Genomic DNA, 19,726 nt, shown 5'->3' with positions numbered 1-19,726 from the left:
GCTTCCGACAGGTGCGGCCCACCGAGCATGGCCGGCGGGTCCGATCGTAGGCGCTGTACCCCTGCTGTGCGCAACTTTCCGGGCGCTCACAGTTGTTCGACACCGCGCAGCACGCAGCGGACCGACTGCGGCCGGGTGACCGGATCGAGCACGGTCTCGGTGGTGAAGTCCTGGGTACCTCCCGGCGCCACCAGTATCTCGGTGCTGGTGCGTTCCAGCACTGCCGATTCCGGCGTCATGAAACTGATCACCACCAGATACCGGTGTTCGATCTGATCCCGGTTGCTCACCACCGCGGTGGCCTCCCAACCGGACAGGGTGCCCTCACAGCCGGTGACGAATGCGCTGCGCTGCATCTCGGCGGTGGTGTGCTGCAAATCCGCTCTATCGGCGGTATCGACCGCTGCCTTCGGTTCGCTCGAACGGCCGCAGCCCGAAAGCAGAGCCGCACATCCGCAGATGACACCGACGAGCCTCAGGTAGGGGGCGATCATGAATCTCCCTTTCCACCGCGCACTTCTGTGCAATATCTCAGCTGTGAAGCGTCCCAGCCGCCCCCCGCAACACACCGTTGCCGCTAATTAGCCGCGCGCAGAGATTACCGCAGTTGAAGGGCGTGTCTTGATATCACGCCAGGCGTGTCGCCCTCAGCTCGCGCCCAGCACCTCCAGCACCCGGCGGGCCTGATAGTCCGCACCCAGCTGGTTCGGATGGAAGGGTACGGCCAAGCCGACGGGATTGCCGGAGAACGGCACCAAGCCCTCGACCCAGCGCGTGCCGACGGGCCGGCAGGCATCGTGACCCGCACTGCCGTCGTAGGTGTCGACGAATTCGACTCCGGTGGTGGACGCGACCTGCCCGAGCATGGTGTGCAGTTCGAGCAGCTTGCTGCCCAGCCAGATGGCGTCCGGATCCGAGATCGGAATGGTGGGGAAGCAGCCGCCGGTGAGGCCGATGCCCTCGAAGTAGTCGAGCAGCAGAATGCGGGCGTGCGGGGAACGGGCCTGGATGCCCCGGACCGTATCGACCACGCGTGTTCGGGCGCGGGCGATATTCAGCGACATCTGGTCCACACCGCCGACGACCATCTTGTCCAGACAGGGTGTCGCCGCCGGATCCGGGGTCACGCAGGTCTGCACGGTCGCGGCCAAATCCGCGTCATTGCCGCCGATTTCGAGGGTCACCAGATCGGTGGCGGCGGTGAGGCGGTCGAACTGCGGCGGATTGGTACCCAGCGGGCCGCTCTGCTCGGCGGTCATATTCGCGGTGACGGCCCCGCCACAGGTGGCATCGCGGAACACCGGGACCGCGAGTGCCGCCGCGACCTGCTTGGCGTAGTTGTGCGCACTCTGCACACAGTTCGCCGGCGTGAAGGCGGTGGTGATCTGACTCAGCGTGGCATCGGCGGCCCACGAATCACCCAGTGCCACATACTCGGCGACGCCCGGCCCGGGAGCGTCATCATCGGCCGCATACGCCGATCCGGCCGGTAGTACCGCCGCCATCGCGGCGGCCGTCAGTAATGCGCGCGAGAACTTCATCGTTGTCTCTCCCCGGGCCCCGACCCTGTGGATTCGAACTGGACCAGCGTCCAGTGGCGAACCTAACAGCAGCTCAGGGCTTTTGCCCGGCGAAATCGGAAATTCCCCTCGGGCCGGAAATCCGCGCTACACCCGATCCACCGATTCCACCCGCTCGTAGCCGAGCAGCACATCGTGCGCCACTTCACCGTCGACCACCGTGACGCGGCTGAAGACCGGCGGATATCCGCGCGCCATCACCGTGTAGCGGCCGTCGGCCAGATCAGGCACCACATAGTGACCGGTGTCGTCGGTGCGAGTGACGGCGATCAGATCACCGCCCTCGTCGAGCACCGTGATCTGCGCGTCCGGAACCGCGTATCCGGCCTCGGTGCTCGCCGAGCCGGCCAGCACCGCGCGTGGCAGCAATTCCACATCGTGGCGCAGCATTCCGGTATCGGGCACGGTCAGCGTCGATGCGGCGGGCCGCATATGCTCGGCCACCACCACCAGGGTGTAGGTGCCCGCCAGCACGCCGCGGCAGACGTACCCGCCGTCGGCGGTGGTGACGGCACAGCCGATGACATCGCCGAAGGCATCGGTAAGGGTGACCGTGGCATCGGCCAGCGGCGCACCCCGGCCCGCCGAACGCACCACGCCCGAGACCTCGCCCGAACCGATGAGCGCGATATCCAGCTGCTGCGGGCGGCGGCCGACGGTGATGGTGACCGCGGAGGGCTGGTATCCGCTCGCCGAGACGATCAGCACGTACCCGCCCGCACGCGGCACCCCGATCTGATAGCCGCCGTCGGCGGTGCCGATGGCACGCGAAACCTGGTGTCCCCGCTGATTGATCAGCGTCAGCACGGCATCGGGAATCGAGTGGCCGTCCTCGCGGTGCACACATCCGGAGATAGCCAGACCGGCCGGCTCGATGATCCGCAGTTCCGGCTCCGGCTCCGGCTCCGGCTCGGGTTCAGGTTCGGGCTGCGGCTCCGGTTCCGGTTCCGGCTCAGGCTCGGGTTCCGGCAGCGCCTCGACCACCACGGGGGCCGGACTGTCCTGCAGCGGAATCTCTTTCATGAACATGAGCACCACGGCGGCCACCACCGCAACAGCCGCGGCGACATAGAACACGCCGCTCATGGCATCGGTGAAGCCGATCAGAATGGGCACCCGCAGCTCATCGGGGAGCGCGGCGATCCCGGTGGTATTGCTCTGGATTCGGCCCAGCTGCGCGGCATCGAAGCCGTCCGGCAGGCGGCCGCCGAAGGCGTGCAGAATCCGGTGCGGCAGCAGATTGAACAGGATGGTCAGGAAGACCGCCACCCCCAGCGTGCCGCCCATCTGGCGGAAGAAGGTTGCCGAGGCGGTCGAGACGCCCATATCCGAACGCGGACCGGCATTCTGGGCCGCGATGACGAGCGTCTGCATACAGCCGCCCAGGCCGAAACCGATGATGCCGCAGTACAGCAGCGGCTGCCACATCGCGCTGTCGTAGTGCACGCGGGCGAAGAGCACCGAACCGATCGCGATGACCATCGAACCCGCCACCGGCAGCATCTTGTAGCGCCCGGTGAACTTGGTGATCAGCCCGGCCAATTGCGCGCCGACCATGATGCCCACCACCAGCGGCAGCATGAACAATCCGGCCCGAGTCGGCGAGTATCCGCGCACTACTTGGAAATACAGCGGCACCAGGACGATCGCGCCGAACATGGCAACGCCCACAATGAAACCGCCGATAATGGCAATACTGAAGGTGCCGCTGGTGAAGAGCCGCAGCGGAATCAGCGCGGCATCCTTCATGAGCAGTTCCACAATGACGAACAGCACCAGCCCGGCCGCCGCGATGCCGTAGCAGGCCAGTGCGCGATGGGAGCTCCAGCCCCAATCCCGGCCCTGCTGGGCGATGATGAGCAGTGGCACGGTGGCAATGGTCAGGGTGATCGCGCCCAGCCAGTCGGTGCGATAGTCGCGCCGCGGGAACGGCACATTCAGCACCTTGGCGACCACCAGCATGGCGAGCACGCCGATGGGCACGTTCACCAGGAACACCCACCGCCAGCCCTCCAGCCCGAGCAGGTGGTCGGCATTGGAGAGCCAGCCGCCCAGGACCGGGCCGAGCACGGTGGCGATACCGAAGCACATCATGAAATAGCCCTGGTAGCGCACCCTTTCGCGGGGCGGCACGATATCGCCGATAATCGTGAAGGCCAGCGACATGAGCCCGCCCGCGCCGATGCCCTGCGCCGCACGAAATCCCGCGAGCTGATACATGCTGGTGGCGAAGGTGCAGGCCACCGAGCCGAGCACGAAGACCCCGATGGCGATGAGATAGCAGGGTTTTCGGCCGTAGATATCGGCGAGCTTGCCGTACAGCGGGGTGCTGATGGTGGCGGTGATGAGGTAGGCCGTGGTGGCCCAGGCCTGCTGGTCGAAGCCGTGCAGGCTATTGGCGATTCGAACGATCGCCACGCTCACAATGTTCTGGTCCAGGGCGGCCAGGAATACGCCCAGTAGGAGACCGGACAAAATGGTCATAATCTGCCGATGTGAGAGTTCCGCTCTCGCATCGGAATCCAGAGCCGGCGGGATAACCCGCGGCTTGGTCATGGTATTCGTCATGTTTGGGGCCCTTGTCGGATTTCGGGTGTCCGTATAGGTGCGGTGCTACTCGAAAAGACCTCGCCATGAAGCAATTCGGGCAGCGTACTCCTGGCGATACGGACCCTTACGACACACCCCCGATATGAGGCGGTTACCCCTCCACTTGTGCGTACAGCGGAATTCCGGTGTGGAAGAAGCGAATGAGCTGACCGATGCGCACACTGTGGTCGGCGCAGCGCCCGAAGTGGTGCGCGAGCATGGCGATATCGATGGCCATGGCGCTGCCGTGCGGCCAGCCGGCATCGGAGGCGGCGTCGGCGACCTGCGCCCGCAATCGGTCCAGCGTCTCGTCACGCGGCACCAGTATCCGATCCCGTGGCGGGTTCTGGGCGGCAATGACTCTCACCACGGTCCCCGCCATATCGGCTACGGCGCCGGAGATTTCCGCGAGCATCTCGCTGAGGGGTTGCAGGGCAACCGGTTCCGGATAGCGGCGGACCACCACATCGGCCACCCGGCTCAGCGCGGCCGCGACGCCCAGGAGATCGTCGGCGATCTGGATGGCGGTCACCACGTGGCGCAAATCACGCGCCACGGGCGCTTCGAGAGCCAGCAGGATGACCGATCGGTCCTCGCATTTGGCGTGCTCGATCTGCACCTGCTCCTCGAGCGCGAACACCTCGTAGGCCGCAGTGAGGTCACTGCCCACCAGCGCCACCGAGGCACGCTCGGCCGACTCATGCGCCAACCGCGCCATATGCGCCAACTCGTCGGTCAGCGCCATGAGCTCGATGGAGAATTTCGTTCGCACTCGCATATCTTGTCCGCCCGCCCACACAACTGCACAATATCGCGGCAAAAGCATTCCCTCCGAATGCGTCTCGGCCACGTCATCGAAAAATAACCAACCGACCAGTCGTATTGATGACGCGGTGATGTCCAGACGTCGAATTCGATTCACCGGATGTTCGTTCGCCGGGATGCTATAGACGGCGGTTCGACCCGGTGCGTCGGGAGAGAAAAACCGCGCGCCTTACCCGACACTGGACCGATGGCCGCCCATCCCGCTGCTTCCGAGCAGAACGACGAGACGGTCGAGAGCACCGCCTCCGACGGCACCCACTCAGGCAGCACCGCGCGATCCGGGGACGCGCCGCCGCCCGAGAGCCGGATGCCGGTATGGCTGCCCCGCGCCATGGTGATGGCGCTGGCCCTGCTCGGGCTGTTCGAGCTCGCCAATTGGGCTGCACACGAACTGATCGGCATCGCCATCATGATGACGGTCGCGTTCTTCATCTCGCTGGCCATGGAACCGGCCGTGGACGGGATGGCCGCGCGCGGCGTCAATCGGGGACTCGCGACCGCGATCGTCTTCATCATCGTGTTCGCCTGCACCATCGGATTCCTCGTCACGCTCGGCATCCTGATGGTGGAGACGGTCGGGAATGTGCTCGACGAGTTGCCGCGCCTGCTGGAGGAATTGGTCAGCTGGGTCAACCACACGTTCCATCAGAATTTCACCGTGGACCAGCTGCGCGATCGGCTGTTCAAGGACTCCGACGTGATCAGCTCGTATGCCGAGCGGGCGGCCAATAACGTATGGGGACTGTCGAATACCGTGCTCGGCGGCTTCGCCCGGATCGTCACCATCGCGCTGTTCAGCGTCTACATGACCGCGGACGGACCCAAGCTGCGCCGCTCACTGTGCTCACTGCTGCCGCCGGCGAAGCAGGGCGCGGTGCTGCACGCCTGGGATCTGGCGATCGACAAGACCGGCGGATATCTCTACTCACGGGCATTGCTCGCCGTCATCTCCGCGCTCACGCACGGCGCGTTTCTCTGGATCCTGGGGATTCCGAACGCCTTTGCGCTCGGGATCTGGTTCGGCGTCATTGCCTCCTTTGTCCCGACCATCGGCACGTACATCGCGGGCATTCTGCCGATTCTGGTGGCGCTCACCATCAAACCGATCGATGCCGTGTGGATCGTCATCTTCGTGGTGGTCTACCAGTGGCTCCAGGATTATGTGCTGCAGCCGCGCATCACCGCCCGAACGGTCGATGTGAACCCGGCGGTGGCGCTGCTGTCGGTCATTGTGGGCGGGGCGCTGCTGGGGGCTGTGGGCGCGCTGCTGGCCATTCCGGCGACCGCCACGCTGCAGGCGTTCCTGAGCGAGTACGTGAAGCGCTATGAGGTCAATGAGGATCCGCGGATCGAACGCGCCGGCGGCAAGGCGCGCAAGAAACGTTAGGCGGGTGCGGGCTCCGGGATTTCGGTGCGGGACCGCGCGGTGCCCAGGATCGACCCCAGGATCACCAGCGGGAAGCCGATGGCCATTCCCGTGGTCAGCGGCTCGTGCAGCAGGCTCACGCCGATGAGCAGGGCCACGGCCGGATTGATGTAGGTGATGACGGTGGCGCGGGCCGGGCCGACCTCGCCGATGAGCGCGAAGAACACCACGAAAGCCAGTGCGGTGCAGAGCAGGCCCAGCCCGACCACCGACCAGCTGGCAGCGGCCGGATAGTGCGCGGGCAGGCGCAGCATCGCGAACGGCAGGTAGATGACGGCGGCGAACACCAGCGTGGCGGTTACCACGCCGATGGGTGGGAGACCGGTGAGCTTGCGGGAGATGATGATCGGGCCGAGCGCGTAGCCGACCACGCTGATGGCGATCGCGCCGAGCGCACCCATATTCGAGACATCGATATCAAGGCCGACCAGCGTGGCCACACCGGCGAAGCCGATCAGCAGGCCGATGATGCGGCGGGTGTCGAGGCGCTCGTGGCCGCCCGCGGTCACCAGGACAATGGCGATCAGCGGGACCGCCGCGATCAGCAGGCCGACCGTGGAACTGGTCAGCGCCTTCTCGGCCTGACCGATGAGCAGCCAGGGCCCGGTGATCTCGACGAGGGTGTAGACCAGCAGCCAGCGCCACTGCCGCAGGACGGGCAGGAAGACCTTGGTGTACAGGGCAATAGGCAGCAGCACGAGCGCGCCGAGGGCGGTGCGGCCGAAGGCCACCACCACCGGATCGAAGTCGCCGACCGCGACCCGGATCATGGCGTACGGGACGCCCCAGATGACGCCCATACCCAGGAACAATGCCCAACCACGCCGGCTCATGACGGCACTCCTTCCGATCGCCCCGGAGCGTATGCGAACACTCCGACACGGGAACGCCGCCGCTACCCGCATCCATCCCGCGGGGTCAGTCGAACCATTCCGGATCGCCGGCCGCGATGAATCCGGTGAGCACCGTCTGATCCTGGAATGCCTCCTGCAGTAGGAGACCCAGTTGCCGCAGCGCCTCCGCATCGGTCCCGTAGGCGACGAACGTGCCCGCCTCCGGGTCGAAATTGATGCGCTCGGCGAGTTCGGGGGCGCGCAGGCTCACAGCGGACTGGGCGACACCGGCCCAGCCGTAACCATTGCCCTCGTACCCGGCCTCGGTGAAGTTCTCCTCCAACTCGACCATGTGGTTGTCCGAGAGCATGAGGCAGTAGTTGCCGGGGTTGTGGTCGTACTCGAAAAAGACCAGGGGTGCGAAGGTTTCACGATCAGTCACAGCGCGGACGGTACCGACCGGCCCTGACAAGCGCATGCAGTGCACACACCCGGGGCCGTCAGCTGCGGGTTCGCCACAGGCGAGGCACTAGAGTCCGAGCATGACGACATCGGATACCGCGGTGAGCACTGCCGGCGCCGACACCGCCGAGGAGGGCCGAGCGGTCCGCAAGCAAGTGCCGCGGACGAGCTTGGGCCAGTGGGAACCAGCGGCCGATCGGATCGATCCGATCGAGGTGCTGGAGCGGCAGGCGGCCACCCGGGTGCCGGAGCTGGTGCGAATTCGATACGCGCGCATGGCCGCCGGGCAATTCCCGTTCTACCGGGGCGCACCCGCGATCTTGGCCGCCGATCTCGCGGCCGGGCCGAATACCGGGCTCACCGTCCAGCTGTGCGGTGACGCGCATCTGTCGAACTTCGGGTTGTTCGCCTCGCCCGAGCGCTCACTCATCTTCGATATCAACGACTTCGACGAAACCCTCCCCGGGCCGTTCGAATGGGATGTGAAACGGTTGGTAGCGAGTGTCGCCGTCGCGGCGCGCGCCAATGGCTGCGACGACGACGAGGCGAGCGAGGCCGGTGCCGCCGCGGCCACCGCCTACCGCGAGACCATGAACCGGCTGGCCGGGATCGGCGATACCGAGGTCTGGTACGAGCGAGTCGATGCCGAGCAGGTCGCCGAGCTGCTGAGCCCGAAGGACCGCAAGCGCACCGAAAAGGTGATCAGCAAGGCGAAGTCGCGCACCAGTCTGCAGGCGCTCGACAAACTCACCGAGCCCGGACCTGATGGCACGCCGCGCATCAAACAGGATCCGCCGCTGGTCATGACTGTTCCCAATACCGAACTGGCGGACCTGGATTCGGTGCTGATCGACTATGGCAATACATTGCCGGAGGAGCGGCGCGTTCTGCTGAATCGCTACCAATTGCGGGATATCGCTATGAAGGTCGTCGGAGTGGGCAGTGTCGGCACCCGCTGCTTCATCGCTCTGCTCACCGGCCGCGCCACCGGCGATCCGCTGTTTCTGCAAGTGAAGCAGGCCGAAGAATCGGTGCTCGCGCAATACCTGCGCTCCAGTGTCTTCCGGCATCAGGGCCACCGCGTAGTGCACGGCCAGCGCCTCACCCAGGCCGCCAGCGGTATCTTCCTGGGCTGGGCCACCGGCCCCGACGGCAACTTCTACTACTGGCGTCAGCTCCGAGATATGAAGGGCTCGTTGACAATCGACGATATGTCTTTCGCTGAACTCCGCCAATACGCTACCCTCTGCGGCCAGACCCTGGCCCGCGGCCACGCCCGCTCCGGCGATCGCGTCGCCATATCCGCCTACCTGGGCACCAATGACGTATTCGACCGTGCCATGGGCGAATTCGCCCTCGCGTACGCCAATCAAACCCTCACCGACTACGACACCCTCCAGGCCGCAATCAAATCCGGCCGGATAGACGCCGCCACCGACTGAGGTTGCAGGGGCGGTCGCAACGTCAGGTGGCGGCAGCAGCGTCAAGCGGCAGCAGCGTCAAGCAGCGGCTTTGAAGCGGCAGGGGGAAGTGGCGGTTCGGGTGCGGAAGAATCTGGCGAAGTTCGCGGTGTCGTCGAAGCCGAGGCGGCGGGCACATTCGGTGGCGGTCAGGTCGCCGTGGACCAGTAGGCGTTTGGCTTCGAGGATTACGCGATCGTCTATGAACTGTTTGGCGCTCATGCCGGCGGCGGCGTGGGACGCTCGGCTCAGGGTGCGGGCGGAGTAGCCGAGTTCGCTTGCATACCAGGAGAGTTCGCGGGATTCGTGGTGATGGTCCTCAACGGCGCGGGCGAAGGCGTCGAAGACTTCGCCGGTGGCGCGGAAATGCTGTCCGGCTCGCGTTCGCAGGAGGATCACCTCCAGTAGGTTGCGGAGGATCCTGGCCGAGTCGGGGAGGGGGTCGACCTCGACCGCGGCGTATTCGCTTCGGAGGTGCTCGATTGCCTCGGTGATGAGGGGTGTGGTCTTCGACATCGGGGAGACCAGCATCCCCGGTGGATCGGCGCCGATGATCGCCGTGGAGACGAATTCCGGGCGGAGCAGGACGAGGCTGCCCTGGACGTCGGTGATGTCGTCCCAGCGATGGGTCCAGCCCGGGCGTATCCACGCCAGGTCGCCCGCACCGAAGGGGTGTGCCGCGAAGTCGACCCGCAATCGGCCGTTGCCGTCGGTACAGCTCGCCAGTACATGGAAGTCAGCCCTGATCACCGGGGAGGACTCGGTGCCCGCGCGCATGGTGCGCAGCTCGTCGAAGGTCAGTATCTCGAGGCCCAGGGCAGATAGCGCACCGGACTCATACCGCATCGGCAGGATCTGCCGGTCGTGTCCATTTTTGACCGTCATCAGTCATGAATGTACCTCGTCGGGATCGCGCTTTCCGAATAGCGTCGACATAGAGCGAAAGAGAGGTCGACACCATGACCATCAAGACTGAAACTATTGCGGTACAGGGTGGTTCACTGGAAATCCAGCTGCAACCCGGTGATCCCGAGGTACCGACACTGATCTTCCTGCACTACTGGGGCGGCTCCCACCGCACCTGGCGCCCGCTGATCGGGGAACTGAATTGGGCAGGCCCGGTGGTAACTTATGACCATCGCGGCTGGGGCCGATCCCGGGACCTTCCCGGCCCCTACGAAATAGACCAGCTGACAGACGATCTGGAGCGCATAGTCACCGAACTCGGTGCGCGCCAGTACGTCCTGATCGGCCACTCGATGGGCGGAAAAGTCGTGCAGCTCTTCGCCGCCCGCAGGCCCGCAGGATTGATCGGCGTCATATTGATCGCCCCGGCTCCCGCGCACCCGGCCATCAGCGAGCCGGAGCAGCAGGGACTCTCACACGCCTACGACAGCGAAGACACCATCACAGCAGCCGTCACCCACGTACTCACCCACCACCCACTCCCCCCTGACCTGCAAGCCCAGGTAGTGACCGACAGCCTCGCCACCACCCCACCCGCCCGCTCCGCCTGGCCCCTACATTCGATCGCCCAAGACATCACCACAACCGTGGCCTCCATAACAGCGCCCGTCCTGATCCTCGCAGGCGAACACGACCAGGTAGACCCACCCGCAACACTTCTCGAACACCTCCTCCCCCACCTCCCCACCGCCGAACTCGAAACACTCCCCGAAACAGGCCACCTCTCCCCCCTGGAAATCCCCACCACCCTCGCCACCCGCTTACACAAGTTCCTCAGCGAAAAAGTAAGTCCCGCAACCTCCTAACTCCCAATCGGCCATCACAAAGACCGCCGGGAGGCGGGCATTGACAGACAGTAGCGGGGGACGTTCAGCGCTCGAGCACCAGCCGTCTTCGTCGTTATGTTCTGTCTCGAGAACGCAACCACAGCCGGTCGACCGAGCTGGCACCGCAGCCAGCCCTCCCAACTGCGGAAGGTAGCCCGGGTACCCCTCCCAACGCGCCCAGCACGGCCATCTCGGGCTTTGCCCGCACCCTCTCGCTGATCAACCCTGCCCGGGATGCAAGAAACCCAGGTGCACCGACCGTTTCGGCATAGAAGCCGTCGGCTGCTGGGAATGGAACAGCGGGTGTCTCTGCGGCACAGCGGTTATGGGGTCTGTGCCGCGCGGACACCTGCTGTGCGGTCGGGAAGGGCTGGGCGGTGCCCGGCTTGAGGGGGATTCGAGGCCGAGATGAGGCCGGTGCACCTGGGTTGCGTGCGTCGAGAGGCGGTGGTGGGTCACCGGGGTGCGGGCAGGGCCCGGGATGGCCGTGCTGGTGGCGTCGGGAGAGGTACCCGGTTTACCTTCCGCGGTTACCGGGAGACCCTGCGGTACCAGCAGAGTCGACCGGCTGTGGTCCGGTTTCAGAGACGAAACCCGAAAAGACAAAACCCGAAAGACCAAGAACCCGAAGACCGAGAACCCGAAATACCCTCCCGCACAACGACCTGTAGCACCGACAGGCAAAAGCCCGGCGGTGGAACAGGTGTTTGGCGGGTAGGTGACGGCCTATTGCCGGTAGTGCTGCCATTCTCGTTCGTTGCGGGCCCGGATCCGTGCCAGCGCAGCAGCTTTCAGCTCCAACGGATGATGCAGGTGGTTGACCTGTGGTTCCCCGGTCGGGTTGATGTGCGGGGGCCCGATCCATCCGGTCCGCCCCGCGAACTGCGAGTCCGGTCCCATGACCACGGTTTTCCATCCTCCGGGCCCGTCGTGCACTTGGGCATGGCAGTGATCGCATGCGAGGGTGAGGTTGTCGATATCGGTGGGCCCACCCTGGGCCCATTCGGTGATGTGGTGCACCGCGCACATCGTCGCCGGGGCGTCACACCCGGGCCGGGTACAGCCTTTTTCGGAGGCGATGAGCGCCAGTCGTTGAGCGGGGCCGGCCAGCCGGGGAATCCGGTCGGCACCGAAGGTTCGCGGACCGAACACCAAACACGCGGGCCGAGTGCCTGCGCCGAGGCTCACCGACCCAGACTTACGCTCGGTGCACCGCTCGGTACCCGAGGAGTGGGAGTCGCGGTCTGAGGTGACCGAGCGGGACTCACCCTCGATGCCGCTCTCGATACCCGAGGAACTGCGGAGGTGCTCCAGATCCGCCGACCGCTCACCCCGACCCAGATACAGGGGCAACCCCACCGGATTCAACACCGCCAGATACTTGTTCGACTGCACCGCCAACTCCAAGGCTTCCGGGATCGACACGATCCCACCCGAGGCGGTCGTGGCCACACCGGCTTCGGCTTCCAGATCGGACACGCTCATCGTCACGATCACCGACACCGGCAACCCCCGATGCTTACCCAGCTTGGCCGGGCCACCGAACTCCGGACGCAAAAACGCCAGCAACGCATCATGATTACGCTGCGCCGGAGAACGCGTATCACGCTCGACACACGCCGCCAACTCCTGTGCGCTGAGCTTGTGGTCCGACACCCACGGACTCTGCGGGTCCTTCGGGTTGCACATACCGGGGCGGGCGAGCTTGGCGAACATCGGCTCGAGGACCGACCGCAGCTTGCGGTTGATCTCCCCGTTCCACGGCGACATCCCATCAGCACGCTCGGCCCCGAGGGTCAGCCCGCGCATCCGGTCCCGATCCGCCTCCGAACTCAACGAACCATCCGGATCCAAACCCGCGAGCAGCACTTCCCCCATGACGGGCAACCCTTCCGGGTAACCGGTGGGCGCGAACTCGGTCAACTGCAACTCCGTGGCCTCACGCACATCGGCGTCGAGGCTGCCGGGCAAACGGTTCATCACCGTCATGATCCGACGCACATGATCCACACCGATCACCCCCTCACGATGCGCGGCAGCCACATGCGCAAGGGTCGGTTCGAGTTCCACACCCGAGACGATGCGCGGACCGGTCTCCACCGCGAGACCCACCCGGGACGCAGCATCAGCGCGGGAGATACCCAAGGTTTGACGCAGGAACACCTTCGCAGACGCAACACCACCACGCTGAGCCAACCCACGGCTGGTGGTCTCCACCACGAACCGGGTCTGCACGGCTTCGAGCTTGCGTTTACACGTTTCCACTTCCCGCATCACCGCGATGAATTCATCATCCTGCAACGGAACCAGGCAAGCGTTCAGGAGGTGATCGACCGCCACCGACAGTGCACGGGCACTGCCGGTATTCGCGGATTCTCCCCCTGAATTCATACCCCTATCCTACCGCCGCACCATAGGCCAGGAAAGGCGAATCATGTTGTGATATAAGAATATTCAGACCGACGGACCGACCAGCCTCTTTCGCACCTCTTGCTCTTTTCCGTCTTGTTCTTTTGCCGTTTTCTCTCCTTCTCGTCCAGGCATCTTTATCTCTTGTACCTCGCTCTCTTGTTTCTCTAGAACGGGACCACAGCCAGCCTTCCCGCCGGAAGCCTGGCCCCGCCTCCCAGGCCGGCGGCAGCGTAAGCCGGGTACGACTCCCAGGCTTCTCACACCTCTTCCCGGTCTTGCATGCCACCACCGAACCAACACCGTTGCTAGTATCCGAAAGCGTGACCTTGGTGCTCAGCCGAAGACAGCCGCCCGACGATCAACCACTGGATTCCCAAGTCGAGCAACAAAATTCTGCCCGATTATGGCGAATTGTCGCGATCGTTGCGGGTATTTTCGGTGCGCTACTGGCGGTGGCAGTGCCACTGCTCCCAGTTCAGCAGCAGCAAGCGTCGTTCTCTTGGCCGCAAGGCGGACAGGCAACAGGCGCGACGTCGCCATTGGTGTCATATTCACCGGTCAGCACGAATATCGACGTCCCCTGTGCCGCAATTTCCGCGCTGGGACCTCGTGGCGGGAACCTACTCTCGACCGTCCCGCCCGCATCCGGACAGGCATGGCATTACGGCCTGAATGTGCTTGTCGCTCCCGCTGACGCCGGTAACCGACTCCAGGTGGTGCTGCGCGACAAAGTGCTCGTCGATACCGCCGTTGCCGACCTGCCCCAGGGCTGTCAGGTATCGATCGCCTCCGACAGTGCCCGCACCACCGTGAATGTCAGCGGCGCCGCTCCGGTCGTGCAGGATGGCGACCACCGGCCCCAATTGGTAGGCGTATTCACCGGCCTCACCGGCAGCGCACCCGCGGGAATGCGGGCCGACGTGGTGATCGACTCCCGCTTCACCACCTCCCCCACAGCCCTGAAGCTGGCTGCGATCATCGGCGCTCTGGCCGCGACAGCATTGGCGCTGTTCGCATTGCACAGGCTCGACGGCCTGGACGGTCGCCGTAATCGCCGAGTGCTGCCGCACGGCTGGTGGCGGCCGCGGGCGGTGGACAGCGTGGTTATCGCGATCCTGGTCCTCTGGTACTTCATCGGGGTCGGGACCGCCGACGACGGATACATCTTCGGTATGGCACGAACAGCCGGGCACGCAGGGTATCTGGCGAACTACTTCGCCTACTTCGGTGTGCCCGAGACACCGATCGGGATTCCCTACGACAATGTTTTCGAGCTGCTGTCGCGGATTTCGCCGGCGAGCATTGTGGTGCGACTACCGGAATTGGTCTTCGGCATTGTGTGCTGGCTGCTGATCAGCCGTGAGGTGGTGCCGCGGCTCGGTGTCGGCGCACGGCGGGAGCGGGCCGCGATCTGGGCCGGTGGGCTGGTGTTCCTGGCTTTCTGGCTGCCCTACAACAATGGTATGCGGCCCGAACCCGCGGTCGCGCTGGGCGTATTGCTGGTGTGGGTCTCGATGGAACGCGCGCTCGCGACCCGTCGCCTCGCTCCCGCTGCACTCGCTTTGATTCCGGCGGCGCTGGCGGTGGTCACGAACCCGGCGGGCCTGATCTGCTTCGCGGCGCTGCTGGCCGGGGCTCGACCGCTGGTGCAGATCATCGTCGAGCGGGCACGCAAGGTCGGATACACGGCATTGATCGCCCCGGCTGCCGCCACCGGACTGGCGATTCTCGCGATCGTCTTCGCGGGCCAGCCGATCGCCGAAGTCAGCGCTATGAGCCAGGCGCACAATGTGGTCGGCCCGGATATGCCGTGGTACGACGAGTCGCTGGTCTATCAGGATCTCTTCCAGGCCACCCCGGACGGCTCGATGGCGCGCCGGTTCGCCATGCTGATCATGTTCCTGGCCTTGGCATTGTCGGTGCTGGCGCTGCTGCGCGGCAGCGGGCGGATTCCCGGTCTCGCGGCCGGACCCACTCGGCGCATTGTGGGGACCACGCTGGCCGCGCTGCCGCTGATGGTGCTCTCACCGACAAAGTTCACCCATCATCTGGGGGTATTCGCGGGGCTCGCCGGTGTGGTCGCGGTTGTGGCGGCTGTTGCGGCGGGGCCGAGAGTCATGCGGTCGCCGCGCAATCGGGCGCTCTTCGCGGCCGCCGTGTTCGCCGTGCTGGCAGTGTCGTTCTCGAGTTCGAACGGCTGGTGGTATGTGGCCAGTTATCGAATTCCCTGGTGGGACAAGCCGATATCGGTGCACGGCATCGCGGCGGGCACGGTTCTGCTGGCTGTCGCGGTGCTGCTGGTCGGAGTTGCGGGGTGGCTGCACATTCGGGAACCCTTCCGCCGCACCGAGTATCGGCCGCGACGGCGCATTCCGATTCTGACGATTGCCGCGGCGCTGGTGGTGACCTTCGAGTTGGCCTCCTTCGTCAAAGCCGGAGTCGAGCAGTATCCGGCGTATTCGCTGGCGAAGTCGAATCTGGCCGCGCTGGCCGGCAAACCGTGTGGGCTGGCGAACGATGTGCTGGTCGAGCCTGATCCGAATGCGGGGATGCTGCAACCTGTTTCGGGAGATCCCGCAACCACCCTGGGCACGGCGGCCAGCGGCTTCACTCCCAATGGCGTCAATCTCACCGACCTGACTCCGGACGCCTCGGACGCGGCCTCCGCTTCCGTCGGCCAATCCCTCGGCAGTGCGGGCACCACCACCAAGGCCGGGACCAAGGACAACAGCGCTGAGCATGGGGGCGCGGGGGCGCACGGCAGCACGGTTCCGCTGCCCTTCGGATTGAATCCGGCCACCACACCGGTACTCGGCAGCTACGGCAGCCCGGGCGCCACGAAAACACTCACCTCCGGCTGGTACCGCCTGCCCGCCCCGGACGCGCACGGCGATCGGGGCCGGATCATCGCCATCGCCGCCGCCGGGCGCATCGCCTCGACCGATATCGACAATCTGCCGGTGCCCGGTCAGAGCGTCCAGGTCGAATACGGCGCGACCACCGGCACTGACGTGCAGCCGCTCGGACGCGTCACACCCGATGACGTGAGTGTGCTCCAGCCGTCCTGGCGGAACCTGCGAGTTCCCCTGCAGCAGTTGCCGTCTCAGGCGACGGCCGTGCGGATTGTCGCCACCGTCGACAGCTCCGATCCACAGCAGTGGGTGGCGGTGACCCCGCCACGGGTTCCGCAGTTGCGCACCCTCGACGACCTGGTCGGCCACACCACCCCGGTCCTGCTGGATTGGCTTGTCGGCCTGCAGTTCCCGTGCCAGCAGCCGATGCTGCACCGCTACGGGGTCGCCGATACCCCCGGGTACCGCATTCTGCCCGACCTTTCCGGCGCGACCATGACCAGCAATTGGGAAAGTCACACCTCCGGCGGGCCTCTCGGTTACATCGGCCTGGTGTCCCGTGCCGATGTGCTGCCGTCCTATCTGGCGGATGATTGGAAACGCGATTGGGGCGAAATCGAACGGCTCGTCCCGTTCGATCCGAGCGCGTCCCCGGCACGGCTCGACACCGTCACCGTGCAGCGTTCGGCCCGGTGGACTCCGGGACCGCTGAATTTCGGTATCCGGTAGGCGGGACAGCGCGGTACGTATTCGGGCGGGCGTACTGCGCTGTGCGGCCATATCGGCAAGGATGTTCGCAACAACGGTGTAAGGGCGATGGTCGAAATGCTTGTCGAACGGCTGCGGCCTTTTCACTCCTCGGTTTTCGGGGAGATTTCACAGCTGGCGGTGGTGCACGGGGCAATCGACCTCGGGCAGGGTTTCCCCGATTACGGGGGTCCGCAGGCGATGCTGGATATTGCCCGGGCGGCCATCGCCGACGGGATGAACCAGTATCCGCCGTCGAATGGGCAACCCGGATTGCGGGAAGCCATCGTGACCGAGCACGCGGAGCGCGTCGGCAGCGATTACGACGTGGAGACCGAAGTGCTGGTCACCTCGGGCGCCACCGAGGCCCTGACCGCCGCCATCCTCGGGCTGGTGGAACCGAGCGATGAAGTGGTCCTCATCGAACCGTTCTACGACTCCTACGCGGCCGCGGTGGCAATGGTGGGAGCGACTCGGCGCACGGTGGCAATGGTTCCCGACGGTGACGGATTCACGCTCGATCTCGATGAATTGCGGCGGGCGATCACACCGCGGACCAGGTTACTGGTGGTGAATTCGCCGCACAATCCGACAGGTTCGCTATTGACCGTGCAGGATTTGCACACCATTGCCGAATTGGCTTGTGCGCGAGATTTTCTGGTGGTGGCCGACGAGGTCTACGAGCATCTGGCCTTCGATCCGCATCCGCATGTATCGATCGCCTCGCTGCCGGGAATGCGGGAGCGGACGATTGTGGTGTCCAGTGCGGCAAAGACCTTCAATGTCACCGGTTGGCGGATCGGCTGGGCGCTCGGGCCGGCGGAATTGATCGAGGCGGTCCACGCGGCCAAGCAGTATCTGGCCTTTGTCGCCGCGGCGCCGTTCCAGCCCGCTATCGCGTATGCGCTCGAATATGAGCGGGAGTGGGTGGCGGCCAGTCGGATCGAGCTCCAGCGCAAGTATCAGCTGCTCTCGAGCGCGCTGGACGATCTCGGTTTCGACGTGAAGCGCAGTGCGGGTGGCTATTTCGTCTGCGCGGATATCGGTTCGGACGGTACGGCGTTCTGCCGGGAGCTACCGGCTCGCGTGGGAGTCGCGGCGATTCCGGTGTCGGCGCTGGCCGACCGATCGGACTGGAACACGCTGGTGCGCTTCGCCTATTGCAAACAGGATGCGACGCTGCACGAAGCGATTTCGCGGTTGAAGCGGCTCTGAGCGAGTATCAGCCGACCGGACCGGTTCCCAGCGCCACCTGTCCCTGCTGTGCTCCCGATTGCGGATCGGTCCACTTGAAAGTGACCCGGTCGCCGGGCTTGTACGAATCCATGCTGTTGGTCAGCGCCGTGGCGGAATCGATGCGGTTGCCGTCGGCAGCGGTGATCACGTCACCGGCCGCCAGACCCAGCTGCGCAGCCGGGCCGCCGCTGACCACCTGCTGCACAACGGCTCCCACGCCATCGGAGGTACTGACGGAGACGCCGAGGAACGGTGTGGCACCGATGTGCACGGTGGCCGACCTATTGCCCGAATCGATATCGTGAGCGATCGAGAGCGCCTGATTGATCGGGATGGCGAAGCCCTGCCCGCCGCCACTCTGCGCACCACCGCGCTGCATGCGGAAGCGGTAGTTGGTCGATGCGGCGGTATCCATGCCGATGACCTGACCGGAGCTGTCGATCAGCGGGCCACCGGAGTCGCCGGGCTGAATGTTCGCCGCGATCTGGATGAGCCCCTGCAGCTGCTCGGAGCTGCCGCTCGACTCGTCACTGGCGGTGATCGTCTGTCCCAGCGCGGTGACCCGGCCCGCCGCCACGCTCGGCTGTCCGGTGCCGCCCGCATTGCCCACGCCCGCGATCTGCTCGCCCACCGTGGCGGAGTCCGAATTGCCGATCGGCGCGGTCTGCAGGCCGGAGGCTCCCGAGAGCTTGAGCACGGCCACATCCTGGGAGCGGTCGTATCCCACCACGGTCGCGGGGTAGGTCTGCCCATTGCCGAGATCGGTGACCGAGATATCGGTCGCGCCCGTCACCACGTGATTGTTGGTGAGTATCTCGCCGTCCGAGGTGAGCACGATGCCGGTGCCGGCGGTTTCGGCGCCCTGCATCCCCAACTCCGAGTTCACATTCACCAATCCGGGGATCACACCCTGCACCGCGGTATCCATCGCAGCCGCATTGGGTTGGGTGGCAGCGGTTTTCGAGTTGCCGACCGGCTGCACGAGCGGAGCGGGCCATCCGGCCTTCCCAGCGGCCGGCTGCGCGTGCTGGGCACCAAGCCCGAAACCCATGGTGCCGAGCCCGACCGCGCCCACACCGACCGCTGCCGCAGCAGCGAGCGCGAGCACCGCCGTCCGGCCGCGATGCGGCGATCGCGGTGGTTGCGGCGGGAGGGGTTGCCCGTACCGGGGCCACTGCTGCGGGTCATCTGGTCGCTGCGCGCTCATGTTTCCAGGAAACCCCGCGGACCTGAGAAGTCGCTGACTGTCAGGTTGCGCTTTGCTGACAGTGCTCGTCCGGAGGCAGACCGCGGCACCGGGCACGGGTGGGGGTCCGACAGCAGGGACCCCCACCGGATGGCGTCGCCGACCGGGCGAAATCATGCGGAACCCCGGCTGCTGTCGACCGTTGCCCGGTCTTCCCCTCCTCCGTTCCGACCGAGAAACGTGTTTTCGATAACTCTGCGCGGGGGCTCATTCGCCCGGCGTTCGAAAGCCTGTCTCGCACAGTAGGTTCCATCGCTGCAGCGGC

At 65.5% G+C, this 19,726-nt stretch carries 14 protein-coding genes; 5 read left to right on the top strand and 9 right to left on the bottom strand.

From position 1 onward, the window contains the following. Positions 1 to 86: 86 nt before the first annotated feature. The 4 genes from OG716_RS38615 to OG716_RS38600 all read right to left on the bottom strand — a co-directional run bounded on the left by OG716_RS38615 (position 87) and on the right by OG716_RS38600 (position 4,941). A complete protein-coding gene (locus tag OG716_RS38615) occupies positions 87 to 494 on the bottom strand; it encodes a hypothetical protein (protein ID WP_405135150.1) in 408 nt (135 codons plus the stop codon). Between the two features lie 153 nt (positions 495 to 647). Next, the gene (locus OG716_RS38610; protein ID WP_405135149.1) at positions 648 to 1,541 is read right to left on the bottom strand and encodes an SGNH/GDSL hydrolase family protein; all 894 of its coding nucleotides are present in this window, start codon (positions 1,539 to 1,541) and stop codon (positions 648 to 650) included. A gap of 126 nt (positions 1,542 to 1,667) precedes the next feature. Continuing rightward, positions 1,668 to 4,148 (bottom strand): MFS transporter, encoded by a 2,481-nt coding sequence (locus OG716_RS38605; protein WP_405135148.1) that lies wholly within the window; start codon positions 4,146 to 4,148, stop codon positions 1,668 to 1,670. A gap of 133 nt (positions 4,149 to 4,281) precedes the next feature. After that, positions 4,282 to 4,941 (bottom strand): phosphate signaling complex PhoU family protein, encoded by a 660-nt coding sequence (locus OG716_RS38600; protein ID WP_405135147.1) that lies wholly within the window; start codon positions 4,939 to 4,941, stop codon positions 4,282 to 4,284. A gap of 240 nt (positions 4,942 to 5,181) precedes the next feature. Here OG716_RS38600 and OG716_RS38595 point away from each other — a divergent pair, with 240 nt between their 5' ends. After that, positions 5,182 to 6,381, top strand: a complete 1,200-nt coding sequence (locus OG716_RS38595) for an AI-2E family transporter (RefSeq protein WP_405135146.1) — start codon at positions 5,182 to 5,184, stop codon at positions 6,379 to 6,381. Here OG716_RS38595 and OG716_RS38590 read toward each other — a convergent pair. Together OG716_RS38590 and OG716_RS38585 are read right to left on the bottom strand one after the other, a co-directional pair. Continuing rightward, the gene (locus OG716_RS38590; protein ID WP_405135145.1) at positions 6,378 to 7,253 is read right to left on the bottom strand and encodes a DMT family transporter; all 876 of its coding nucleotides are present in this window, start codon (positions 7,251 to 7,253) and stop codon (positions 6,378 to 6,380) included. The two genes, OG716_RS38595 and OG716_RS38590, sit on opposite strands and share 4 nt — an antisense overlap. A gap of 85 nt (positions 7,254 to 7,338) precedes the next feature. Further along, on the bottom strand, positions 7,339 to 7,695 hold the full coding sequence (locus OG716_RS38585) for an immunity 51 family protein (RefSeq protein WP_297621924.1): 357 nt from the start codon (positions 7,693 to 7,695) through the stop codon (positions 7,339 to 7,341). 100 nt (positions 7,696 to 7,795) lie between these two features. Here OG716_RS38585 and OG716_RS38580 point away from each other — a divergent pair, with 100 nt between their 5' ends. Further along, positions 7,796 to 9,157, top strand: coding sequence for a DUF2252 domain-containing protein (locus OG716_RS38580; RefSeq protein ID WP_405135144.1), 1,362 nt, complete (start codon positions 7,796 to 7,798; stop codon positions 9,155 to 9,157). A 57-nt stretch (positions 9,158 to 9,214) separates the two neighbouring features. On the opposite strand, the gene OG716_RS38575 is transcribed toward OG716_RS38580, so the two are convergent. Further along, complete coding sequence (locus tag OG716_RS38575) at positions 9,215 to 10,060, bottom strand: helix-turn-helix domain-containing protein (protein WP_405135143.1); 846 nt, start codon at positions 10,058 to 10,060, stop codon at positions 9,215 to 9,217. Positions 10,061 to 10,134: 74 nt separating this feature from the next. Between OG716_RS38575 and OG716_RS38570 the strand changes: the two genes are divergently transcribed. Next, a complete protein-coding gene (locus OG716_RS38570; protein ID WP_405135142.1) occupies positions 10,135 to 10,947 on the top strand; it encodes an alpha/beta fold hydrolase in 813 nt (270 codons plus the stop codon). Between the two features lie 747 nt (positions 10,948 to 11,694). Here OG716_RS38570 and OG716_RS38565 read toward each other — a convergent pair. Further along, positions 11,695 to 13,359, bottom strand: coding sequence for a DUF222 domain-containing protein (locus OG716_RS38565; protein ID WP_405135141.1), 1,665 nt, complete (start codon positions 13,357 to 13,359; stop codon positions 11,695 to 11,697). Positions 13,360 to 13,709: 350 nt separating this feature from the next. On the opposite strand from OG716_RS38565, the gene OG716_RS38560 reads away from it, so the two are divergent. Together OG716_RS38560 and OG716_RS38555 are read left to right on the top strand one after the other, a co-directional pair. Beyond that, positions 13,710 to 16,961: an arabinosyltransferase domain-containing protein gene (locus OG716_RS38560; protein WP_405140232.1), complete on the top strand. Its 3,252-nt coding sequence runs from the start codon at positions 13,710 to 13,712 to the stop codon at positions 16,959 to 16,961. Between the two features lie 87 nt (positions 16,962 to 17,048). Next, positions 17,049 to 18,194 carry a pyridoxal phosphate-dependent aminotransferase gene (locus OG716_RS38555; RefSeq protein ID WP_405135140.1) on the top strand — a complete coding sequence of 382 codons (1,146 nt, stop codon included), beginning with the start codon at positions 17,049 to 17,051 and terminating at the stop codon, positions 18,192 to 18,194. Positions 18,195 to 18,201: 7 nt separating this feature from the next. Here OG716_RS38555 and OG716_RS38550 read toward each other — a convergent pair whose 3' ends face one another. Next, entirely contained in the window at positions 18,202 to 19,266 is a 1,065-nt protein-coding gene (locus tag OG716_RS38550) for a S1C family serine protease (protein WP_405140230.1), read from the bottom strand. Positions 19,267 to 19,726 lie beyond the last annotated feature (460 nt).

The organism is Nocardia sp. NBC_01388 (genome assembly GCF_045040085.1).
Lineage (GTDB): Bacteria > Actinomycetota > Actinomycetes > Mycobacteriales > Mycobacteriaceae > Nocardia.
This window is presented reverse-complemented; position numbering and strand designations above follow the sequence as displayed.

Bases quoted from the DNA above. Each gene is read 5' to 3' on its own strand.
- OG716_RS38580 (WP_405135144.1), top strand. From the start codon at position 7,796: ATGACGACATCGGATACCGCGGTGAGCACTGCCGGCGCCGACACCGCC.
- OG716_RS38605 (WP_405135148.1), bottom strand. From the start codon at position 4,148: ATGACGAATACCATGACCAAGCCGCGGGTTATCCCGCCGGCTCTGGAT.
- OG716_RS38615 (WP_405135150.1), bottom strand. From the start codon at position 494: ATGATCGCCCCCTACCTGAGGCTCGTCGGTGTCATCTGCGGATGTGCG.
- OG716_RS38575 (WP_405135143.1), bottom strand. From the start codon at position 10,060: ATGACGGTCAAAAATGGACACGACCGGCAGATCCTGCCGATGCGGTAT.
- OG716_RS38570 (WP_405135142.1), top strand. From the start codon at position 10,135: ATGACCATCAAGACTGAAACTATTGCGGTACAGGGTGGTTCACTGGAA.
- OG716_RS38610 (WP_405135149.1), bottom strand. From the start codon at position 1,541: ATGAAGTTCTCGCGCGCATTACTGACGGCCGCCGCGATGGCGGCGGTA.
- OG716_RS38595 (WP_405135146.1), top strand. From the start codon at position 5,182: ATGGCCGCCCATCCCGCTGCTTCCGAGCAGAACGACGAGACGGTCGAG.
- OG716_RS38590 (WP_405135145.1), bottom strand. From the start codon at position 7,253: ATGAGCCGGCGTGGTTGGGCATTGTTCCTGGGTATGGGCGTCATCTGG.
- OG716_RS38565 (WP_405135141.1), bottom strand. From the start codon at position 13,359: ATGAATTCAGGGGGAGAATCCGCGAATACCGGCAGTGCCCGTGCACTG.
- OG716_RS38550 (WP_405140230.1), bottom strand. From the start codon at position 19,266: ATGGGTTTCGGGCTTGGTGCCCAGCACGCGCAGCCGGCCGCTGGGAAG.
- OG716_RS38555 (WP_405135140.1), top strand. From the start codon at position 17,049: ATGGTCGAAATGCTTGTCGAACGGCTGCGGCCTTTTCACTCCTCGGTT.